Annotated in this window: 13 protein-coding genes and 1 pseudogene; 6 read left to right on the top strand and 8 right to left on the bottom strand. The window is 69.0% G+C overall.

Annotated elements, in window-relative coordinates; all coding sequences use genetic code 11:
- Positions 1-128: 128 nt before the first annotated feature.
- The 7 genes from secA to mtrA form a co-directional block, all read right to left on the bottom strand.
- A complete protein-coding gene (secA, locus tag H9634_RS09910) occupies positions 129-2,861 on the bottom strand; it encodes a preprotein translocase subunit SecA (protein ID WP_191726503.1) in 2,733 nt (910 codons plus the stop codon).
- A 102-nt stretch (positions 2,862-2,963) separates the two neighbouring features.
- Entirely contained in the window at positions 2,964-4,232 is a 1,269-nt protein-coding gene (locus H9634_RS09905; protein WP_191726502.1) for a winged helix-turn-helix domain-containing protein, read from the bottom strand.
- Positions 4,233-4,253: 21 nt separating this feature from the next.
- Positions 4,254-4,943 carry a ribosome hibernation-promoting factor, HPF/YfiA family gene (gene hpf / locus H9634_RS09900; protein WP_175294386.1) on the bottom strand — a complete coding sequence of 230 codons (690 nt, stop codon included), beginning with the start codon at positions 4,941-4,943 and terminating at the stop codon, positions 4,254-4,256.
- 80 nt (positions 4,944-5,023) lie between these two features.
- Entirely contained in the window at positions 5,024-5,764 is a 741-nt protein-coding gene (locus H9634_RS09895; RefSeq protein WP_191726501.1) for a ComF family protein, read from the bottom strand.
- Between the two features lie 73 nt (positions 5,765-5,837).
- Complete coding sequence (locus tag H9634_RS09890; protein ID WP_191726500.1) at positions 5,838-7,532, bottom strand: LpqB family beta-propeller domain-containing protein; 1,695 nt, start codon at positions 7,530-7,532, stop codon at positions 5,838-5,840.
- On the bottom strand, positions 7,519-9,240 hold the full coding sequence (gene mtrB / locus H9634_RS09885; RefSeq protein WP_318245071.1) for an MtrAB system histidine kinase MtrB: 1,722 nt from the start codon (positions 9,238-9,240) through the stop codon (positions 7,519-7,521). The genes H9634_RS09890 and mtrB overlap by 14 nt, the downstream gene beginning before the upstream one ends.
- Positions 9,237-9,917: an MtrAB system response regulator MtrA gene (mtrA, locus tag H9634_RS09880; RefSeq protein ID WP_102162867.1), complete on the bottom strand. Its 681-nt coding sequence runs from the start codon at positions 9,915-9,917 to the stop codon at positions 9,237-9,239. Before mtrA ends, mtrB begins: the two co-directional genes overlap by 4 nt.
- Positions 9,918-10,104: 187 nt before the next feature.
- Between mtrA and H9634_RS09875 the strand changes: the two genes are divergently transcribed.
- From H9634_RS09875 to H9634_RS09855, 5 genes are all read left to right on the top strand, one after another.
- Positions 10,105-11,220: a hypothetical protein gene (locus tag H9634_RS09875; protein WP_191726499.1), complete on the top strand. Its 1,116-nt coding sequence runs from the start codon at positions 10,105-10,107 to the stop codon at positions 11,218-11,220.
- Entirely contained in the window at positions 11,217-11,972 is a 756-nt protein-coding gene (locus tag H9634_RS09870) for a DUF4129 domain-containing protein (RefSeq protein ID WP_191726498.1), read from the top strand. The genes H9634_RS09875 and H9634_RS09870 overlap by 4 nt, the downstream gene beginning before the upstream one ends.
- A complete protein-coding gene (locus tag H9634_RS09865; RefSeq protein WP_191726497.1) occupies positions 11,969-13,213 on the top strand; it encodes a DUF4350 domain-containing protein in 1,245 nt (414 codons plus the stop codon). The genes H9634_RS09870 and H9634_RS09865 overlap by 4 nt, the downstream gene beginning before the upstream one ends.
- A 185-nt stretch (positions 13,214-13,398) precedes the next feature.
- On the top strand, positions 13,399-14,553 hold the full coding sequence (locus H9634_RS09860; RefSeq protein ID WP_404801685.1) for an AAA family ATPase: 1,155 nt from the start codon (positions 13,399-13,401) through the stop codon (positions 14,551-14,553).
- Positions 14,550-15,842 carry a DUF58 domain-containing protein gene (locus H9634_RS09855; protein ID WP_191726495.1) on the top strand — a complete coding sequence of 431 codons (1,293 nt, stop codon included), beginning with the start codon at positions 14,550-14,552 and terminating at the stop codon, positions 15,840-15,842. Before H9634_RS09860 ends, H9634_RS09855 begins: the two co-directional genes overlap by 4 nt.
- A 107-nt stretch (positions 15,843-15,949) precedes the next feature.
- On the opposite strand, the gene H9634_RS09850 is transcribed toward H9634_RS09855, so the two are convergent.
- The gene (locus H9634_RS09850) at positions 15,950-16,948 is read right to left on the bottom strand and encodes a stage II sporulation protein M (protein WP_191726494.1); all 999 of its coding nucleotides are present in this window, start codon (positions 16,946-16,948) and stop codon (positions 15,950-15,952) included.
- A 246-nt stretch (positions 16,949-17,194) separates the two neighbouring features.
- Here H9634_RS09850 and H9634_RS09845 point away from each other — a divergent pair.
- A pseudogene (locus H9634_RS09845) lies at positions 17,195-18,558 on the top strand (hypothetical protein); the annotation flags it as partial.

Genomic DNA, 18,558 nt, shown 5'->3' with positions numbered 1-18,558 from the left:
CGTTGACGGCCTGACCCTGCACGGCCTGACCCTGGACCGCCTGACCCTGCCGTCAGTCCCGGCGGTGAATGCCGATGGCGGCCCGCCGCAGCAGATTCTGCGTGCAGACCGCCATCACAGGCTGGTGATCAGCGCTTCCTCTTGGCCTTCCGGCGCTCAGCCCGATTGGCCGGTGCCGGCGCAGAATCCTCGCCAGTGCCAGCCGCCGGGCCGCCGCTGGTCTGGCCGTTGGAGCGCATGACCTGGGCGTCGCCGGTCTCGCTCGGGGCGGAGAGCTGCAGCTTCGGCTTCTTCGGCTTGAGCTCTTCGGCCTCCACCTCAACGAAGTCGTCGCTGGGATCCTCAAGGTCTTCGCCGGGGTTGATGCGGACCTGGACTTCGAGCTTGTTCGTCAGCCGCACGACGTCTTCCTTGATGCCCTCCTGCATGGTGCTGAACATCTCGAAGCCCTCGCGCTGGTACTCGACTAGCGGGTCGCGCTGCGCCATCGCGCGCAGGCCGATGCCGTTCTTGAGGTAATCCATCTCGTAGAGGTGTTCACGCCACCGCTTGTCGATGACCGAGAGCACGACACGGCGCTCGAGCTCGCGCATCGCCTCCTCGCCGAGCTCCTCCTCGCGCCTGTCATAGGCGAGGTCAGCGTCGGAGCGGATCTCCGTGAGCATCTTCTCGCGGGTGAGGTTCTCCTTGCCGCCGGCGTCATCGGCAAGATCCTCAGGGGTGATCGACGGATCGTAGAGCTCGCCGAGAGCCTCGAAGAGCTTGTCGATCTCCCACTTCTCAGGAGGACCGTTCGTGGCGCCGGAGACATAGGCGTCGATGACGTCGTCGCGGAACAACTGCACCTGCTCGGCCAGGTCCGCGCCGTCGAGCACGCGGCGGCGCTCACCGTAGATGACGGTGCGCTGGCGGTTGAGGACGTCGTCGTACTTCAGGACGTTCTTGCGTTGCTCCGCGTTGCGCTGTTCGATCTGCGTCTGAGCCGACAGGATGGCACGGGTGACCATCTTCGACTCCAGCGGCACGTCGTCGGGCACATCGGCGATCGACATGATCCGCTCGGCGGCCCCAGAGCCGAACAGGCGCATGAGGTCATCCTGCAGCGACAGGTAGAAGCGGGACTCACCCGGATCGCCCTGACGGCCGGAGCGGCCGCGCAGCTGGTTGTCGATGCGGCGCGATTCGTGACGTTCGGTGCCGAGCACGTAGAGGCCACCGGCCTCCCGGACCTCCTCGGCCTCGGCCTCGACGCGTTCCTCGGCAGCAGCGAGCACCTCCGGCCACAGCGCCTCGTACTCCTCCTCGTTCTCCTTCGGATCGAGGCCCTTCTCGGCCATCTCAGCCACCGCGATGTGCTCGGCATTGCCGCCGAGCATGATGTCGGTGCCGCGGCCAGCCATGTTCGTCGCAACCGTGACTGCGCCCTTGCGTCCTGCCAGGGCGACGATCGCAGCCTCACGCTCATGGTTCTTGGCGTTGAGCACCTCGTGGCGCACGCCCTGCTTCGACAGCTGCTTGGAGAGGTATTCGCTCTTCTCCACACTCGTGGTGCCGATGAGCACCGGCTGGCCGTCGGCGTGGCGTTCGACGATGTCGTCGACGACGGCGTCGAACTTCGCCTCGACGGTCTTGTAGACGAGGTCGGACTGGTCGACGCGCTGCATCGGCTTGTTCGTCGGGATCGGGACGACGCCGAGCTTGTAGGTCGACATGAACTCCGCAGCCTCGGTCTCGGCGGTGCCGGTCATGCCGGCGAGCTTGTCGTAGAGGCGGAAGTAGTTCTGCAGGGTGATCGTCGCCAGGGTCTGGTTCTCCGGCTTGACGTCGACGTTCTCCTTGGCCTCGATCGCCTGATGCAGGCCCTCGTTGTAGCGGCGCCCACGCAGGATGCGGCCGGTGTGCTCGTCGACGATGAGGATCTCGCCGTCGAGGATGACGTAGTCCTTGTCGCGCTTGAACAGCTCCTTGGCGCGGATGGCGTTGTTGAGGAAGCTGATGAGCGGGGTGTTGTCCGGGTCGTAGAGGTTCTGGATGCCGAGGTAGTTCTCGACCTTCTCGATGCCGGATTCGAGGATGCCGATGGTGCGCTTCTTCTCATCGACCTCGTAGTCGCGCTCAGACTTGAGCCGCTTGACGACATTGGCGAACTCGCCGTACCAGCGGTCAGCATCGCCTTCGGCTGGGCCGGAGATGATGAGCGGGGTGCGCGCCTCATCGATGAGGATCGAGTCGACCTCATCGACGATGACGAAGTTGTGGCCGCGCTGGACCATCTCCTCAGCACTCCAGGCCATGTTGTCGCGCAGATAGTCGAAGCCGAATTCGTTGTTCGTGCCGTAGGTGATGTCGGCGGCATACTGCTCACGGCGGGCGGTGTTCGACATCTGCGCCATGATGCAGCCGGTCTCCATGCCGAGGAACCGGAACACCCGGCCCATGAGCTCGGACTGGTAGCTGGCGAGGTAGTCGTTGACGGTGACGACGTGGACGCCCTTGCCTGAAAGCGCATTGAGATAGGCCGGTGCGGTGGCCACCAGCGTCTTGCCCTCACCGGTCTTCATCTCAGCGATGTTGCCCAGGTGCAGGGCGCCGCCGCCCATGAGCTGGACATCGAAGTGGCGCATGCCCAGAGTGCGCACAGAGGCTTCGCGGACTGCCGCGAACGCCTCAGGCAGCAGCGAGTCGAGCGTGGCGCCATCGGCAATCCGCTCCTTGAAGCGGTCGGTCTCCTCCCGGATCTCGGCGTCGGTCATCTCCTTGAACTCGTCTTCGAGATTGTTGATCGCCGTGACGTAGGTGCGCAGCTTCTTCAGCGTCCGGCCCTCGCCGGTGCGCAGCAGCTTTTCCAGGAAATTGGCCACGATTCTCCTTGTCACCACCCGGTGTGCAGGGGTGTGGTTCTTGCTTCTGACTGTCGTCCGTCCATTAGCTTAGCGCCTGAGAGCTCAACGGCGGCGCCAACCTCAGGCGCTTTCCTGTTCGCTGACGCCGAACACCGTGCGTGCCAGGCCCAGCCAGTGCCGCATCTGCTCCAGTTCGGCCTCCAGCGCCTGCCGGCACGCAGCACGCTGGCCCACCTCAAGCCAGTCCTCCCAGTGCACGGCGTGGACGTTGAGCTCGCCGCGCTGCCGGTCCGCTGCCAGGTCGACGCGGCCGACCAGCCGGTCGCCGCACAGGAACGGCAGCACGTAGTAGCCGTAGATGCGCTTATCGGCAGGTGTGTAGATCTCGATGCGGTAGTCGAAGTCGAACAGCCAGCTGATCCGCCGGCGGTTGAACACCAGCGGGTCGAAGGGCGCCAGCAGTGCACAGGCCTCGACCCGCCTCGGGACCGGGGCCTCGTGCCAGCGGTAGGCGCGCTGCCCGGCGACCTCGACCTCGATGAGCTCCCCGGTGCCGGTCAGCGCGGCGATCGCGGCGGCCGTGTCTGCGCGGCCGGCGCGGTAGTAGTCGGCGAAGCAGTCGAGCGTGCCGACGCCCAGCGCCCGGGCGGCGGTGCGCATCGGGGTGAGCATGTCATCGCTGATGCCGGTGATGCCGCGCGGGATCCGTCCGGTGCCCGGACGCAGCCCGAGGGTGGGGTCGTCGTCGGGGCCGAAGCGCAGCGGCGGCCGGGTCAGTCTCGGGTCGACGTCTGCGGGCAGGGCGTAGAGGCGCTCGAAGTGCTGGTTGCGCCCGGCCGCCGAGATCCGCCCGGCGTGGAAGAGCGCCTCGGCCGCCCGCTTGGTGTGGCTGTGGTTCCATCCCCAGTGGTCCTTGGGGCGTTCGGGGATCGCGTGGTCGACGCGCTCAGCCAGCTGCCGGGCGGTCGCCGGTCCTGTCTGCAGCGCGTCTTCGACGTCGTGCATGAGTGCGACGAAGTCCGCGCCGGTGTCAGGGTGCCGCTGGCCGAGGTCGCGGCGGAACCATTCGGCGCGCCTGCGGTGCCAGCCGTTGACGATCTCGATCGGGGCGTAGGCGGCTTCGTGGCTCCAGTACTCGACGCCCATCCGCGGGGCGGCGTTGAGCAGCCGGTCGAGCCGGGTGGTGTCATAGGGCCCGAGCCGGGAGAAGAACGGCAGGTAGTGGGCGCGTACGAGCCGGGCGACCGAGTCGATCTGCACGACGCCGAGGCGTTCGAAGGTGCGCCTGAGGTGCCCGGCGTCGACGGTGAGCGGGCGGGGCTTGGAGAAGCCGGAAGCGGCCAGGGCGCATCGCCTGGCCGCTTCTGGGCTGAGTGTCGGAACCCTCATGCGGGTCTCAGCTCTGCTCGCTCATCCCTCCGCTGCCGCCGGCTGCTCGGCCGGCGCCTCGGCAGTGTCATTGAGCGACTCGTCGAGGGAGATGATGCCGTAGCTCCAGCCGCGGCGACGGTAGACGACCGAGGGCTTGGAGGTCTCCTCGTCGATGAAGATGTAGAAGTCGTGGCCGACCATCTCCATCCGGTTGAGCGCCTCTTCGATGCCGATCGGGTTGGCCGGGAAGTTCTTCTCGCGCAGCACCACCGGCGAGTCGCCTTCGGACTTGATGCGTCCGTTGGTCCTGTCGGTGCTGGCCTGCTCGGTCTGGCTGTCGTCGTCCTGGCTCGGCGCGAGCGGCTCGATGACCTCGAGCTCGGCGAGCGCCTCGGCGGTCGAGGCCTGGCGGTGTCCGCCCTTGCGGGAGACCTTGCGGCGATCGCGCGCCCGGCGCAGGCGCTCGAGCAGCTTCGCCCAGGCGAGGTCGAGAGCCGCGTAGCGGTCGGATGCGTGTGCCTCCGCGCGGAGCACCGGGCCCTTGGCGATGACGGTGATCTCAACGCGCTCAGCGGTGTCGGGCTGGCTGGTGTTCGCGTCGTGCGTGGCGACGACCTCAGTGCGCAGGGCGCGCGGCGCCAGCTGCTCGACCTTGGAGACCTTGTCCTCGATATGTGACCGGAAACTGTCGGAGATGGTCGTGTGGCGACCTTTGACGACGATGTCCATGGTGACTTCCTTTACACGTCGGGGAGACGGATCGCTCCGTACCCATCCGATCGGATGGGGTTACTCCATTACATACCATCTCAGCGCTCGAGGGAACCACTGCCGGGGGCAAGTGCGATCACAGCTGTTCCACATGGCAGGATGCCGCCTGTGCGCAGCGCGCGTGCCGACTCGGCAAGGGTCGCACCAGTGGTGCAGATGTCGTCGATGAGGATCGTGGTCGCCTCCGACAGCGCGTGCCGGGCTCGAGGTGTCAGGCGGGTGTCGAGTGCGTGGGAGCCGCGCACGTTGCGGCGCCGGCTGCGGGCGCCGAAGCCGACCTGGTCGCGGTGCCGCCTGACTGTCAGCAGCTCGGCGGTGTGCACCCGCAGCCCGTCGGTGTTCAGCAGATCTGCGGCGGCCGCGCACAGCTGGGCGACGTGGTTGCCTCCGCGTGCCCGGCGCGCCCGGGGTGTGGCCGGGACCGGGACGAGGATGACGAGCCTGCCGGGTGCTGGGGTCTCCTGCAGGCAGGCGGTGAGCGCCCGGGCCAGCTGCAGACCGAGCAGCGGGGCGAGGTCCTTGCGGCCGGATTCCTTGAAGGCCACCAGCGCTGCCCGCAGCACCCCGGTGTACGGGCCTGCGGCGGTGACGGGCACGGTGCCGTAGCGCGGCACCGCGGTGATGGTCTCGGTGGCCATCCCGGTCAGGCAGTGCCCGCACACGGAGACGGTGTCGGCCCCGCAGCCCACGCAGGCGCGCGGGATGACGAGCTCGGCGAGCTCATCGGCGGCTGCGGCCGCCCACGCTGTGACCGGGCCCCGTGCCCGAGGTGCGCCCATCGTCCCAGCGTGCCCGGCATCTCGGGCGCGGGCAAGGGGGGCGGCGGCGTCTGTGACCTCGGGTCGGCGGCCGTCAGCCCGGCGCTGCCGGGTCGTAGGTCTGGGCGTCGACGAGCTTCTGCCACGAGCCTGCCCCGTAGCTGTAGATCTCGCCGTCGGCGGTGCCGACGCGCACGGAGCGCTGCTCTTCGCCAGAGGTGATCTGTGTGCCGCCCTCGATCGAGCCGAGGGAGGTTGAGGGTCCGGAGACCGGCACGGACAGCGGTTCGACGTTCGTGCCCTGTTCGGCGCCGAGCAGGACGAGGGCGTCGTAGCCGAACCAGGAGAAGTCAGTGATCGTCGAGAAGCCCGTCGCCACTTGCAGCGGCGTTGCCGAGGACACCCCGGTCGGGGCGCGCTGGGAGTCGCGGGAGATGCCGACGACCTCCAGGCGGGTGTCGTCGCCGTCGCGGCTGAGGACTGCCAGTCGGGTGCCGTCGGGTGAGACGCCGATGCTCGTCACCGTGCGGCCGCCCAGGAAGGGAACCGCCACCTCGGTGAGGTCGCCGTTGCGGCTGATGGCCTGGATGCTGCCGTCGGAGACCGCCTCCGCTGCCCACAGCCAGCCCTCCTTGTCGAAGGACAGGCTGGAGTAGCTCTCGCCGCGCAGCACCTCTTCGTCGTTGAGGCTGTCGGCGAACAGGCGCCGCACGGCCTTCGCGTCGTCGGCGATGTAGGCGTACATCGACTCGTCGACGGCGATCGCAGGCCGGGCCGCTCCGTCGACGAGCTCCGGGGCCCCGTCGATCGGCTCGATGGTGGTGCCCAGGATACGCACGAGCCGCCGGTCGGAGATTGCGATCGGGTTGCCAGAGAAGTTGAGGGTGGTGGGCACATCCGGCAGGGCGCCATAGTCGAGTTCGCCGCTCGTGCCGGAGACCCGCGCCGCGGTGATCGACCCGACTTCTTTGAGCGTCGTCTGGATCTGCATCGCGATCCGCCCGTTGGTGCGCTCATCCAGGCCCGAGGCGGTCGCCGACAGCTCGACGCGGGCGACTCCGTCGGAGACGGCGACCGAGCGCGGGTCGAGCTGGGTGCCGTCGGGGATCGCAGAGACGACGGCGCCGGTGAGGTAGTCGGCCGGGCCGCCGAGCAGCTCGGTCATGATCTCACTGGCCGTCGACGGTGAGCGGATGAACCAGCGGGTGTCGGGCACGAGCAGCTCGTAGCCCGGTGAGTAGAAGTACAGCGGGTAGGGCTGGAACAGGGTCGAGAAGTTCACAGCGGTGAGCACCATGCCCGCCGGGGCCTGGGAGATCCGCCATTCGCCGTTGACCTGCCGCAGCGTGAAGTTCATATCGACCTGGGTGCCGCGGGCCGATTCGCGGTAGATGCGGCGGTCGTCGAGCACACCGCCGACCGGGATCGTCAGCGACACCGACTTCGAGTCGGTGGTGACCTCGCTGGTCACCGAATCCAGCGTGCGCCCCGGCTGCAGCACAGTGACCGAGGACAGCGGGTCCCACTCGCCGGCGAAGCTGTCGGTGAGGTAGGAGCGGGCGACTTCGAAGTTGTTGCTGTAGCCGGCGCCGGCGGCGAGGAACCCGCGGACGATCTCGTTCGGGCTCTGCCCGGGGACGGGCCCGTCAGGGTCGATGCGGGACTGGACGTGCGGGTCATCGCCGCTGACATCGCGGTGACCGACGGACCCGTCCTTCGGGATCGAGGCGCAGCCGGAGACGAGGACGACGGCTGCGAGGATGGCGGCGAGCAGGCTACGCGGTCTCATCGCTGGCCTCCTGGGTCTCGACGACGATCGGGATGCTGCCGGTCTGGATGCGCAGCGAACCGTCCGAGGTGGCCGGTCCTGCCACGAGTGCGGTGCCGCCGACGCGTGCATCGGCCGGCGGCAGCGGCAGCGGCGAGGTGGTGATCGACTGGCCCTCCCGGCGCGGGATCGTGAGCCGGAAGCACGAGCCCTCCCCGACCCGGCCCCAGGCCTGCAGCCAGCCGCCGTGCAGGTGGGCGTCCTCCAGGGAGATCGCCAGGCCGAGCCCGGAGCCGCCGAGCGTGCGGCGGCGAGACGGGTCGGCCCGCCAGAACCGGTCGAAGACGTGCTCGACCTGCTCTGCGGTCATGCCCACCCCGTGGTCGCGCACGCTCACGGCCACCGCCTCGGCGTTGGCGGCGACGAACACGTCGATCCGGCGCTGCTCGCCGTGCTCGATGGCGTTGACGATGAGGTTGCGGACCACCCGGTTGATGCGCACCCGGTCGACTTCGGCCATGACGGGCGCGGAGGGAGCGTGGAGGATGATCTCGGTGTCGGCGTGATCGGCGACCATCGACAGCGTGTCGATGACCCCGGAGACGACCTCGCACACATCGACCGGCTTCGTCACCAGCTGGGCGGCGCCGGCGTCGTGACGGGAGATCTCCAGCAGGTCATTCAGCAGCGTCTCGAAGCGCTCGACCTGCGAGTTGAGCAGCTCGGCGATGCGGCGGTGGGATTCGTCGAGCTCGTCGCGGGACTCGTAGATCATGTCCGAGGCCATCTGGATGGTGGTGAGCGGGGTGCGAAGCTCGTGGGACACGTCGGAGACGAACTGGCGCTGCACCACCGTCAGCTGCTCCATCCGGGTGATCTGGTCCTGCAGCGTGTCGGCCATGTCGTTGAAGCTCTGCGCCAGGGTGGCGAGCTCGTCATTGCCCTGGACCGGCATGCGCTGGTCGAGGTCGCCGTCGGAGAGCTTGCGGGCCACCTCGGAGCCGGTGCGCACCGGGACGACGACGAGCCGGGTGACGGTCCAGGTGACCGCACCGACGAGCACGACGAGCACGAGGGCGGCGACGATGAGCACCCGCTGGACGAAGTCGAGCGTGTTCTGCTCCTCCTGCAGGTCGGCGACGACGTAGAGGTCGAACTGGCCGGCAGAGGGCACGGTCACCTGCTGGGCGAGGATGAGGCCCGGTGAGCTGCCGGGCCCGAGCAGTTCGACGGACTGGTAGAGCTGTTCGCCTGCCTGCGCCTGGGACACGGCGTTGCGGAACGCATCCGGCATGGCCGAGGGGGCGATCGCCTCACGCCCGGACACGACCGCGGTCGTCGGCTGGATCTGGGAGGAGCGCTCGCGCGGTTCCAGCGCGATCGAGCGCAGCGGGGTCGGGGACCGGGAGAGCATCCCGCGCAGGTGGACGTTGAGGCTTTCGGACAGCGCGCTGTCGTCCTCCCCCGGGGACAGCGATTCGAGCTCGCCTGCATAGCCGGACATCTGCGTTGAGACCGAGGACAGCTTCGCCTCGAACAGGCCGCGGGAGATCTGCTGGGCCATGAAGCTGCCGACGCCGTAGACGGCGATGATGGTGAGCAGGATGGTGAGCACGACGATGCGCAGCTGCAGCGAGCGGGTGAAGGCCGCTGCGAGGAACCGGTAGATCCGCATGAGGCCGCCCCAGGCGCTCCGGCCCAGTCGCACGGCCGATGCGGAACGACTCACGAAGCCTGGCCCGCCTTGTAGCCGACACCGCGGACGGTGACGACGATGTCGGGCTTCTCCGGATCCTTCTCGATCTTCGAGCGCAGCCGCTGGACGTGGACGTTGACGAGCCGGGTGTCAGCGGCGTGCCGGTAGCCCCACACCTCCTCGAGCAGGGTCTCGCGCGAGAACACCTGCCAGGGCTTGCGGGCGAGCGCGACGAGCAGGTCGAACTCCAGTGGGGTCAGCGACACCGGCTTGCCGCCCTTCGTCACGGTGTGCCCGGCGACGTCGATCGAGACGTCGCCGACGTTGAGCACCTCCGGTGCGGAGGGCTCTGACATCCGCAGGCGGGCGCGCACGCGCGCGACGAGCTCCTTGGGCTTGAACGGCTTGGGCACGTAGTCATCGGCGCCGGACTCGAGCCCGAGGACGACGTCGACGGTGTCGGACTTGGCGGTGAGCATGATGATCGGCACACCGGATTCCTCGCGGATCTCGCGGCACACTTCGAGGCCGTCCTTACCCGGCAGCATGAGGTCGAGCAGGATGAGGTCGGGCCTGACGCTGTGGAAGGCCTCCATCGCACCATCGCCGGTGGCGCAGAAGTGCGGGTCGAAGCCCTCGCTCTTGAGCACAATGCCGATCATCTCCGCCAGTGCGGTGTCATCGTCGATTACCAGGATCCGTGCGTTCATAGCATCCATTGTCACCTATCGGGCTGAGAAGTCAGCGCAGGGGGCGGCAGGTGTCGGCAGGTTCACACGGCGCGCCTGCTGCCCCGGCGCCGAGGCGGTGGTGCAGGTGAGTGCCCGAATGTCGTCTCGGCAGCGGGCGCGTGTGCATAGAATGGGGCGTGATCTGACCCCGAACCAGGAGGTGCCGTTGTTCGTCACCGACCGCGCCGCCTGGGATGCGCAGACCGATTGGGCGACCGGCCGCTGGCAGCCGCGCACTGAGACCCGCACCCGCCCGGCCTGGCAGCCGGCGCCGCAGCCGGGTGTGCTGTCGAAGCGGCCGATGCGCTTCGCCGAGTCGCTTGATGCCGGGTTCCGGCTGCTGCGCTTCAGCCCCGGGGTCTCCGTCGGCACCGCGATGATCGTGCTGACGCTGTTCCTGCTCGCTGTCGGTGCCGCAGTCGCCGGTCTCATCTGGCTCAGCTTCGGCTATGTCGTCGGCGTCGCCGGCAACACCGAGGCTGCCGCCGGGCTGTCGTTCCTCATGCAGTTCGGCGCCTCGGCTGTCTCTCTGCTCTCCCTGTGCTTCCTGCACTTCCTCTCCGGGCTGCTCTCGATCCCGGCCCGGCAGGCGTTCTTCACCCCGCCCGGCGGCCGCGCCATCGACGCGCGCGGGCGGCAGACGACGACGCTGCGCCGCACCTGGGGGCTGCTGGCCGGCCAGCGGCTGCGCCTCATCGCCGCCACCGCCCTGCTCGGCGGGGCGCACTTCGCGGCTCTTGCGCTGCTGCTCGCCCCCGGAGTGGTCATCGCGGTGTTCACCGCGCAGGCCGTCGTCGGGTTCCTGCTCGCCGGTCTCGGGGCGCTCGGCTGGGTCGTGTTCACCGTCTTCTTCATGGTCCGCACCGCGTTCGTCGGCTGCGCGATCGCGCTGGAGCGGATGACGATCCGGCAGGCCTTCGCCCGCTCCTGGAAGCTCACCGGCCGCCGCTTCTGGGCCACCGCCGGTACGCTGCTGCTGTCGTACTACCTGTCTTCGCAGCTCGTCAGCATCATCGTCTCCCCGCTGCTGCTCATCTTCTTCATTGCCGCGCTCATCGTCTCGCTGACCCTCCTCGACTCCGCTGATGCCGATACCTTCGCCACCGTGGTGATCGGTGTGCTGACGATCCTCGGGCTCGCGTTCACTGCGGCGGCGACCGCGGTGCTCTACGCCTACCAGGCCGGGGTCATCACCGGCCTGTACTTCGACCGCAGGATGCGCTTCGAAGGCTATGACCTCCTGCTGCTGCGCGAGGCCGAGGAGCTGGATCGCCGCACATGAGCACTCCCCTGACTCCCGAGCGCGACGAGGCCCGCCGCTGGGCTGAGAAGAAGCTGTCCGAACCGGAGTACCGCGACGCCGATCTCTCCCCGCTGGAGAAGCTCGGCCGGGCCATCGAACGGTTCTTCGACGGGCTCATCGACAGTGCTGCCGCGCTCGACTCGCCGTGGACGCTGCTCATCATCGCCGCGATCGTCATCGGACTCGTCGTCCTCGTCATCCGGCGGGTCCGCCGCGGCACCAGCGGCGGTGTCGACCTCGCCGCCTTCGACCCCGCCCAGCGGGCCGAGACGATCAACCCACAGGCCTTCTGGGATGCCGCCCAGACGGCCGCCGGCAAGGGAGACTACACGCTGGCGGTGCAGAACGGGGTGCGGGCGATCTTCGCCCGGTTCGTCGCCGCCGGCCTCATCGACATGACCGCCGCCTCGACCGCTTCGGAGCTGGCCGGCGCTGCGGCTGCGGCCTGCCCTCCGGCTGCCGCTGATGCGCATGCCGCCGGTGCCCTGTTCGACGCAGTGACCTTCGGCGAAGCCCACGCCAGTGCCGCCGACTGGCAGGACCTGCTGACCCGGGCCGAACGGATCTCCGCCGCCACCTCCCACGCCACCGCGGCCCGCGCCGCAACCGGCGCCGCCGACCCGACCACCGCCTCGGGAGCGGCATCGGTTCACGCGAGCACCGCCTCGGGACCGGCGCCGGATCACGCGACCACCGCCTCGGGCGCGGGAAGCCGGGAGGCTGGCGCATGAGCACGAGTCTCGACCTCGCCGTCCGCGGCACCACCGCACACACCGGGCCGGGCCGAGCCGACCGGCTGCGCAGTGGCTCGCGGGCGGCCGCGCTGTGGGTGATCGCCGCGGCCGTCATCCTGGTGACGGCGATCGGCGGGTTCTTCCTCTCGATCCTGGGCGAGGAGACCAGTGAACTGCACCCGGAGTCGGTGCAGCCCTCCGGCACGAAGGCGCTCATGGACATCCTGCGCGAGCGCGGGGTCGAGGTCACGGTCACCGAATCGCGGCAGGAGGCGCGCACCGCCGCCGCGGGGGCAGACACCACGGTGCTCTACATCGACCTCGAGGCCAATGGCGAGACCGAGACACGCAAGGAGATCGGCGAGGCGGTGCGCAGCGGCGGCAACTCGCTTGTGCTGACCGATCCCGGCTATGACGTCGAGGACTTCACCCCAGCGCTGCGGATGGCCTCCTACTTCGAAAGCGACGCGCAGCAGGAACTGCTGCAGCCCGGCTGTCAGGCCCCGGCTGCCGCAGCCGCCGGGCAGGTCCGCGGCGCCGACGGCTTCTACGCGGCCGTGCCGGGACACGAGGATGCAGTCACCACCTGCTACACGCTCCCCGGAGTCCCGCCGGGCGCCGGTGCCTACGCCCGCGCCGAGGCGGACGGCGCCGATGTCACGGTGCTTGGTTCGCGGACGTGGATGATGAACGCCTCGCTCGACGAGGAGGGCCATGCCGCACTCATGCTGCACGCCCTCGGCCAGCATGAGAACCTCGTCGTCTACCTGCCGCAAGCCGGCGACCAGCCCTCGGCCGGTGACGAGGAGCCACCGAATGCGCTGACCTTCATCCCGCCGTGGTTCGGCGTCGCGCTGCTGTGGCTCATCCCCCTCACTGCCGCTCTGCTGTGGTGGCGCATCCGGCGCTTCGGTCCGCTGGCCGTCGAGCGCCTGCCGGTCGTCGTCCCGCCGGTCGAGACCGTCCACGGCCGCGCAGCCCTCATGCAGCGGGCAGGTGCCCGCACCGAGTCGCTGCACGCGCTGCGTACCGCCTCCCTGCTGCGCATCGCCGCCCGGCTCGCCCGGCCCTCCCAGGAGCGGCCCGAGCAGCTGTGCTCTGCGATCGCCGCCCACACCGGCCGCGACCTGGCCGAAGTCCGCTACGCCTATCTCGAGGGAGTGCCGGCTAACGACCGGCAACTCTCAGACATCGCCGTCCTCATCACCGCCATCGAAAGCGAGGTCTCCCCGACATGACCGACACTCCCCACCATCCTCAGCAGCCCGGCCAGCAGCCGGGACAGCCTGCTGGTCCGTTCGGGTCGGGCGGGCAGCCGGGCGGGCCCGGCGGCAGTCAGTCGGGCGGGCCTGGCGGCAGTCAGCCGGGGATCCAGCCCGGCCAGGCACCGCGGCCGCCGCAGCATGCGCCAGCCCCCGCGCAGGTGCCGGGCCAGCCGCACGAACAGCAGCCCGGCCAGCCGGGGCACGCGCCCGCGCCAGCTGCCGGGCAGGTGCCGGGCCAGCCGCATGGACAGGCTCCGTCTCACAATCAGGTTCCGGCTCACGGACAGGTGCCCACCGCCTCGGGCGCGGGACAGCCGGGACTCCACGAGCGGCTGGCGGCCGAGCACCAGCTCGGCGGGCGCGACCACGAACTGCGCGAGCGATTCCTCGCCGTCCGCCATGAGGTCGGCAAGGCAGTCGTCGGCCAGCATGAGGCCGTCGACGGGATCCTGCTCGCCCTGCTGTGCCACGGGCACGTGCTGCTCGAAGGCGTGCCCGGCGTGGCGAAGACCCTGCTCGTGCGCGCCCTGGCCGAAGCGCTCGAACTGGACTCGACGCGCGTGCAGTTCACCCCCGACCTGATGCCCGGCGACGTCACCGGCTCGATGATCTACGACACCCGCTCCGGGGACTTCGAGTTCCGCGAGGGCCCGGTGTTCACCAACCTGCTCATCGCCGATGAGATCAACCGCACCCCTCCGAAGACCCAGTCGGCGCTGCTGGAGGCGATGGAGGAGCGGCAGGTCTCCGTCGACGGGCAGACCCGTCGGCTGCCTCAGCCGTTCCTCGTCGCCGCGACCCAGAACCCGATCGAGCACGACGGCACCTATCCCCTGCCCGAAGCACAGCTCGACCGGTTCCTCTTCAAGCTCATGCTCACACTGCCCGAGCGGGACACCGAACTCGAGATCCTCACCCGCCATGCACACGGCTTCGACGGCCGGCGCCTGTCCGATGCCGGCATCGAGCGCGTCGCCGACGCCGCGACGATCCTCGAGGCCGGCAAGCGGGTCGGCGGCATCTACGTCGATCCCGAGGTGCTCGGCTACATCGTCGACCTTGTCCAGGCCACCCGCAGCGCCCCGTCGTTCGCGATGGGCATCTCCCCGCGCGGCGGCACCCGGCTGCTGGCCGCCGCCCAGGCGCAGGCGTGGATGTCCGGGCGCGGCTTCGTCACCCCCGATGACGTCAAGACGCTCATCTCGCCGGCCTTCCGTCACCGCGTCATGCTGCGGCCGGAGGCGCAGATGGACGGCATCACCGTCGACCAGGTGCTCGCCTCGATCATCGACACCACCCGCGTGCCGCGATGATCGTCACCTGGCGCTTCGTCGTCCTCGTCGCTCTGGCGGCGATCCCGGTCATGGTCTTCCCTGGCTGGGGAACCGCCGGAATCGCCCTGGCAGGCGTAGTGCTCGTGGCGTTCATCGACTGGCTGGCCACCGCCTCTCCTGCGACGATCCGCCTGCAGCGCACGCCGGGCAGGCGGGTGCGGCTGGGCCATGAGACCGATGCGACGCTGACGGTCATCAACGCAGGCACGCGGGCTGCCAGCCTGCACATCCGCGACGCCTGGCCACCGTCTGCAGGTGCTGAGGACAACCGGCTGCGGGTGCGGCTGCCTGCCGGTGGGCAGCATGAGCACCGCACGCGGCTGGTGCCCACCCGCCGAGGTGAGCTGCCGGCAGATCTCGTCACCGTCCGGGTGGCCTCGCCGCTGCGGCTGTGCTGCCGCCAGCAGTCGGTCGAGGTGCCGGCGGCGATCCGCGTCATGCCGCCGTTCGTCTCCCGCAGACACCTGCCCTCGAAGCTCGCCCGGCTGCGGGAGCTCGACGGGCGCACACTGCTCATGACCCGCGGCATGGGCACCGAGTTCGACTCGCTGCGCGAATACGTCCGCGGCGACGACGTCCGCTCGATCGACTGGCGGGCCACCGCCCGCGCCCAGCACCTCATGGTCAAGACGTGGCGGCCCGAACGCGACCGCCGGGTCATCATCGTTCTCGACTCCTCCCGCTTGGCCGCCCGCCGGATGGGCGACGGCACCGCCTTCGACGCAGCGATGGAGGCGGCGATGCTGCTCGGCGCGCTGGCCGCCGGCGGCGGTGACCGCGTCGACATCCTCGTCGCCGATGCGCGTGTGCGCCGGCACATCGGCCCGATCTCCGGTTCCGATCCGCTCGGCATCATGACCAACGACCTCGCCGACGTGTTCCCAGAACTCATCGACGCCGACTGGAACGAGATCGTCACCCAGACGCTGCGGCTGAGCACGCAGCGCGCCTTCGTCGTCTTCCTCACCGCCCTCGATGAGCGCACCATCGCCCAGGACATGCTGCCGGCTCTGCCGGTGCTGCGCGCCCGGCACCGGCTGGCGATCGCCTCGGTCGCCGATCCCGACCTCGGCGACCTCGCATCCCAGGTCTACTCCCCCGCCCAGGTCTACCGCGCCGCAGCCGCCGAGCACGACCTGCTCACCGCCCGCTCACTCGGCCACGCGCTGTCCGATGCCGGCATCCACACCGTCCACGCGGAACCCGAGGACCTCGCCCCGCAGCTGGCCGACCTCTACATCTCACTCAAGGCCAGCGGCAGGCTCTAGCCAGCCGCCGGCACCGAGGTGCGCCCCGCCTCGGGCGCGGTGCCTCGCCACCCAGCCACCGCCTCGGGGAGCGGTGCCTCGCCACCTGACCCCACCTCGGGCGCGGATCAGCGGTCTGTGGCGACGATGCTGTAGCCGGCCTTGTCCGAGGACACGTCCCCGCTCAGGCCCGCCTTGAGCGCGGGGCGGCCGAAGTAGATCGCATAGGCGAAGATCGCCGCTGTCAGCAGGATCCCGGAGCCCATGCGGATGACGTTGGGCAGCTCGGAGGGGGTGATGAAGCCCTCGATGAGCCCGGAGAGGAACAGGTAGATGATGAGGCCGAGCCCGACGGTGATCGTCGTGCGGGCTTCCCGCGCCAAACGGGTGCGCCGCAGCTCCGGGCCGGGGACGACCCAGGCAACGCAGATGCGCAGGCCGGCGGCGGCGGCGATGAGGATGCCGGTGATCTCGGGGATGCCGTGGGGCAGGATGTAGTAGAAGAAGTCCCCGCCTTTGTCGAACTCGAACATGATCGCCCCGGAGATGCCGACGTTGACGGCGTTGACGATGAGCCCGTAGATGACGTAGATCCCGGTGATGCCCAGGGCCACCCACTGCAGCGCGATCCAGGCGTTGTTCGTCCACACGCCGACGGCGAATACCTCGTTGCGGTGTTCGAAGTAGTACTCCTTGAAGTCGCGTTCGGCCAGCTGGCGGCGCATCTCGTCGCTGCCGAGCGCCGGCAGCACGCCGGGTGTGTAGTAGGCCCAGAGGGTCGTGAGCACGGAGATGCCGACGAAGAAGACGAACGTGAAGACGAAGAACCAGCGCAGCCGGTACAGCGCCGCCGGCAGCGAGATGGTGAAGAACCGCCCGAGCGCCCCGCCTGCGCCGGTCGGCACGCTCGTGAGCTGGGTGCGCGAGCGGTGCACGATGTTCGACAGCCGCACCGAGATCTCCGAGTCCGGGGCGACCGTCTGGATGCGCGAGAGGTCCTTCGACGCCGCCCGGTACAGCCGCAGGAACTCCTCGGCCTCGTGGGGATTGAGGGTGTTCTTCTTCGCCAGGCGCGACAGGCGCTCCCATTCGCCAGCGTGGCGTTCGGCGACGAGTGCGGGGTCCATAGGATCCCAGCATAACCGCAAGTGAGGGGTGTCTCCGGCGGGCGGGCCGCAGGCCGTTCCCGAGGTGGTGGTGGCGTTTGCGGGGCGGGTTGTCCGTGGCTGCTGGCAGACTGGAACCAGAACGATGGCAGGCACATGTTTATGTGAGTTGCATGTGAACACAGTCGAAACTATTGTCACAGCATATCGAACACGCCTAGACTTGAAACCAGAACGATCGCGGTAGATCACAAGGAGGTGACCGCGATGCTCGTCGAAGAACAGGTCATCACACCCCGCCGCAACGACACGGCGGCCGATACCTCTGACTTCGCTGACTGCCTCTACCGGCTCCGATCCACCCACCAGGGCATCGACCACCAGCGGATGACAGGCCTGGGGTGCCTCTTCGATGCCTTCCTCGCCCGCACCGCCTCTGACTCACCCGAGGACGTGACAGCCCAGGTCGATGCGGTGCGTGAACTGGCAGCCGATCCCCGCGCGCTGGGACGGCCAGATCGTGACGGCACGGATTACCGGAACGAAGCCCCACAGCGCCGGGATGCCTACACGTGGCTGGTCGAACGGACTTCGTCGACGTCGCTGATGCACATGGCAGACGCCCTCGACACCACCGTCAAACAGGTGCGCTCGCGGGTACAGACTGCTGCGGCAGGGCTTGTCGGGCTGCCCGAGTTCACCTCCCAAGCCCGTGCCGGGGTGATCGGCTATGACCGCTACCTCTATGGTGCTGCGCGTGCTGCGAGTCTGGAGCCTGAGCATCTGGCGGATTTCGATGCCGGACTGGCACGGATCCGGGTATCGGATATGACGGCATTCAAACGTGCTGTCACCCAGCTGATCGCCACCCTCATCACCCGCGAACAACGCACCAAAGAAGTCCGGGATCGGCGCACCGTGGAGACCTACTACGAACCCCACGGACTCGGGACCCTCATCGCCCGCGGACCAGCCCACCAGATCGCCCTCTTAGAGGCCCGCCTGACCGGCATGGCGCGCAGTGTGATCAAAGGCCTCGGCACACCACTCGGCGTCCCCGAAAGCCGAGAGATCGCAGACGGCCGGGGCATGAGGGAGCTGATGTTCGACTTCCTCACCAGCTCCCGGCCGGCAGGCACACTGACCACCCAGGCCATCGGCAGTGACACCGTCACCACCCAGTCCGCCGGCAGCGACGGGGATGCCTCGAGCATTGTCGAAGCCGCCAATCCAGCCGGCATCGACATCGACGCGACAGCCGAGAAGATCGCCGACGCCCTGGTCGAGACCGGTGTGCAGTGTCCCGTGGATGGCGAGTGGCTCAAACGCCAAGCCCGCATCACCATCACCGTCCCGGCACTCACACTCCTCGAGGAGAACACCAACGACGACGCTGCTGGGTCGGTGCCGGGGATGGTCAACGGCCACCCCATCGCACCTGAAACCGCCCGCCAGCTCACCGGTACTGGGCATCCGACGGTCTACCGGATCCTGACCGACCCGACCGATGGCACCGCACTCGATCACGCAGCCGAAACCTACACCATCCCCGAAAAGATGAGGATCGCGCTCGTGGAGAAATGGCAGTTCTGCACACTGCCCGGATGCCACAGATCAGCAGTCAAAGCAGA

The sequence above is a fragment of the Brevibacterium gallinarum genome (assembly GCF_014836885.1).
Taxonomy (GTDB): domain Bacteria; phylum Actinomycetota; class Actinomycetes; order Actinomycetales; family Brevibacteriaceae; genus Brevibacterium; species Brevibacterium gallinarum.
The sequence above is the reverse complement of the archived record's forward strand: the minus strand, read 5'-3'. Positions and strand labels throughout refer to the sequence as shown.

Bases quoted from the DNA above. Each gene is read 5' to 3' on its own strand.
- mtrA (WP_102162867.1), bottom strand. From the start codon at position 9,917: ATGAACGCACGGATCCTGGTAATCGACGATGACACCGCACTGGCGGAG.
- H9634_RS09850 (WP_191726494.1), bottom strand. From the start codon at position 16,948: ATGGACCCCGCACTCGTCGCCGAACGCCACGCTGGCGAATGGGAGCGC.
- hpf (WP_175294386.1), bottom strand. From the start codon at position 4,943: ATGGACATCGTCGTCAAAGGTCGCCACACGACCATCTCCGACAGTTTC.
- H9634_RS09895 (WP_191726501.1), bottom strand. From the start codon at position 5,764: ATGGGCGCACCTCGGGCACGGGGCCCGGTCACAGCGTGGGCGGCCGCA.
- H9634_RS09870 (WP_191726498.1), top strand. From the start codon at position 11,217: ATGAGCACTCCCCTGACTCCCGAGCGCGACGAGGCCCGCCGCTGGGCT.
- H9634_RS09890 (WP_191726500.1), bottom strand. From the start codon at position 7,532: ATGAGACCGCGTAGCCTGCTCGCCGCCATCCTCGCAGCCGTCGTCCTC.
- H9634_RS09905 (WP_191726502.1), bottom strand. From the start codon at position 4,232: ATGAGGGTTCCGACACTCAGCCCAGAAGCGGCCAGGCGATGCGCCCTG.
- H9634_RS09855 (WP_191726495.1), top strand. From the start codon at position 14,550: ATGATCGTCACCTGGCGCTTCGTCGTCCTCGTCGCTCTGGCGGCGATC.
- H9634_RS09865 (WP_191726497.1), top strand. From the start codon at position 11,969: ATGAGCACGAGTCTCGACCTCGCCGTCCGCGGCACCACCGCACACACC.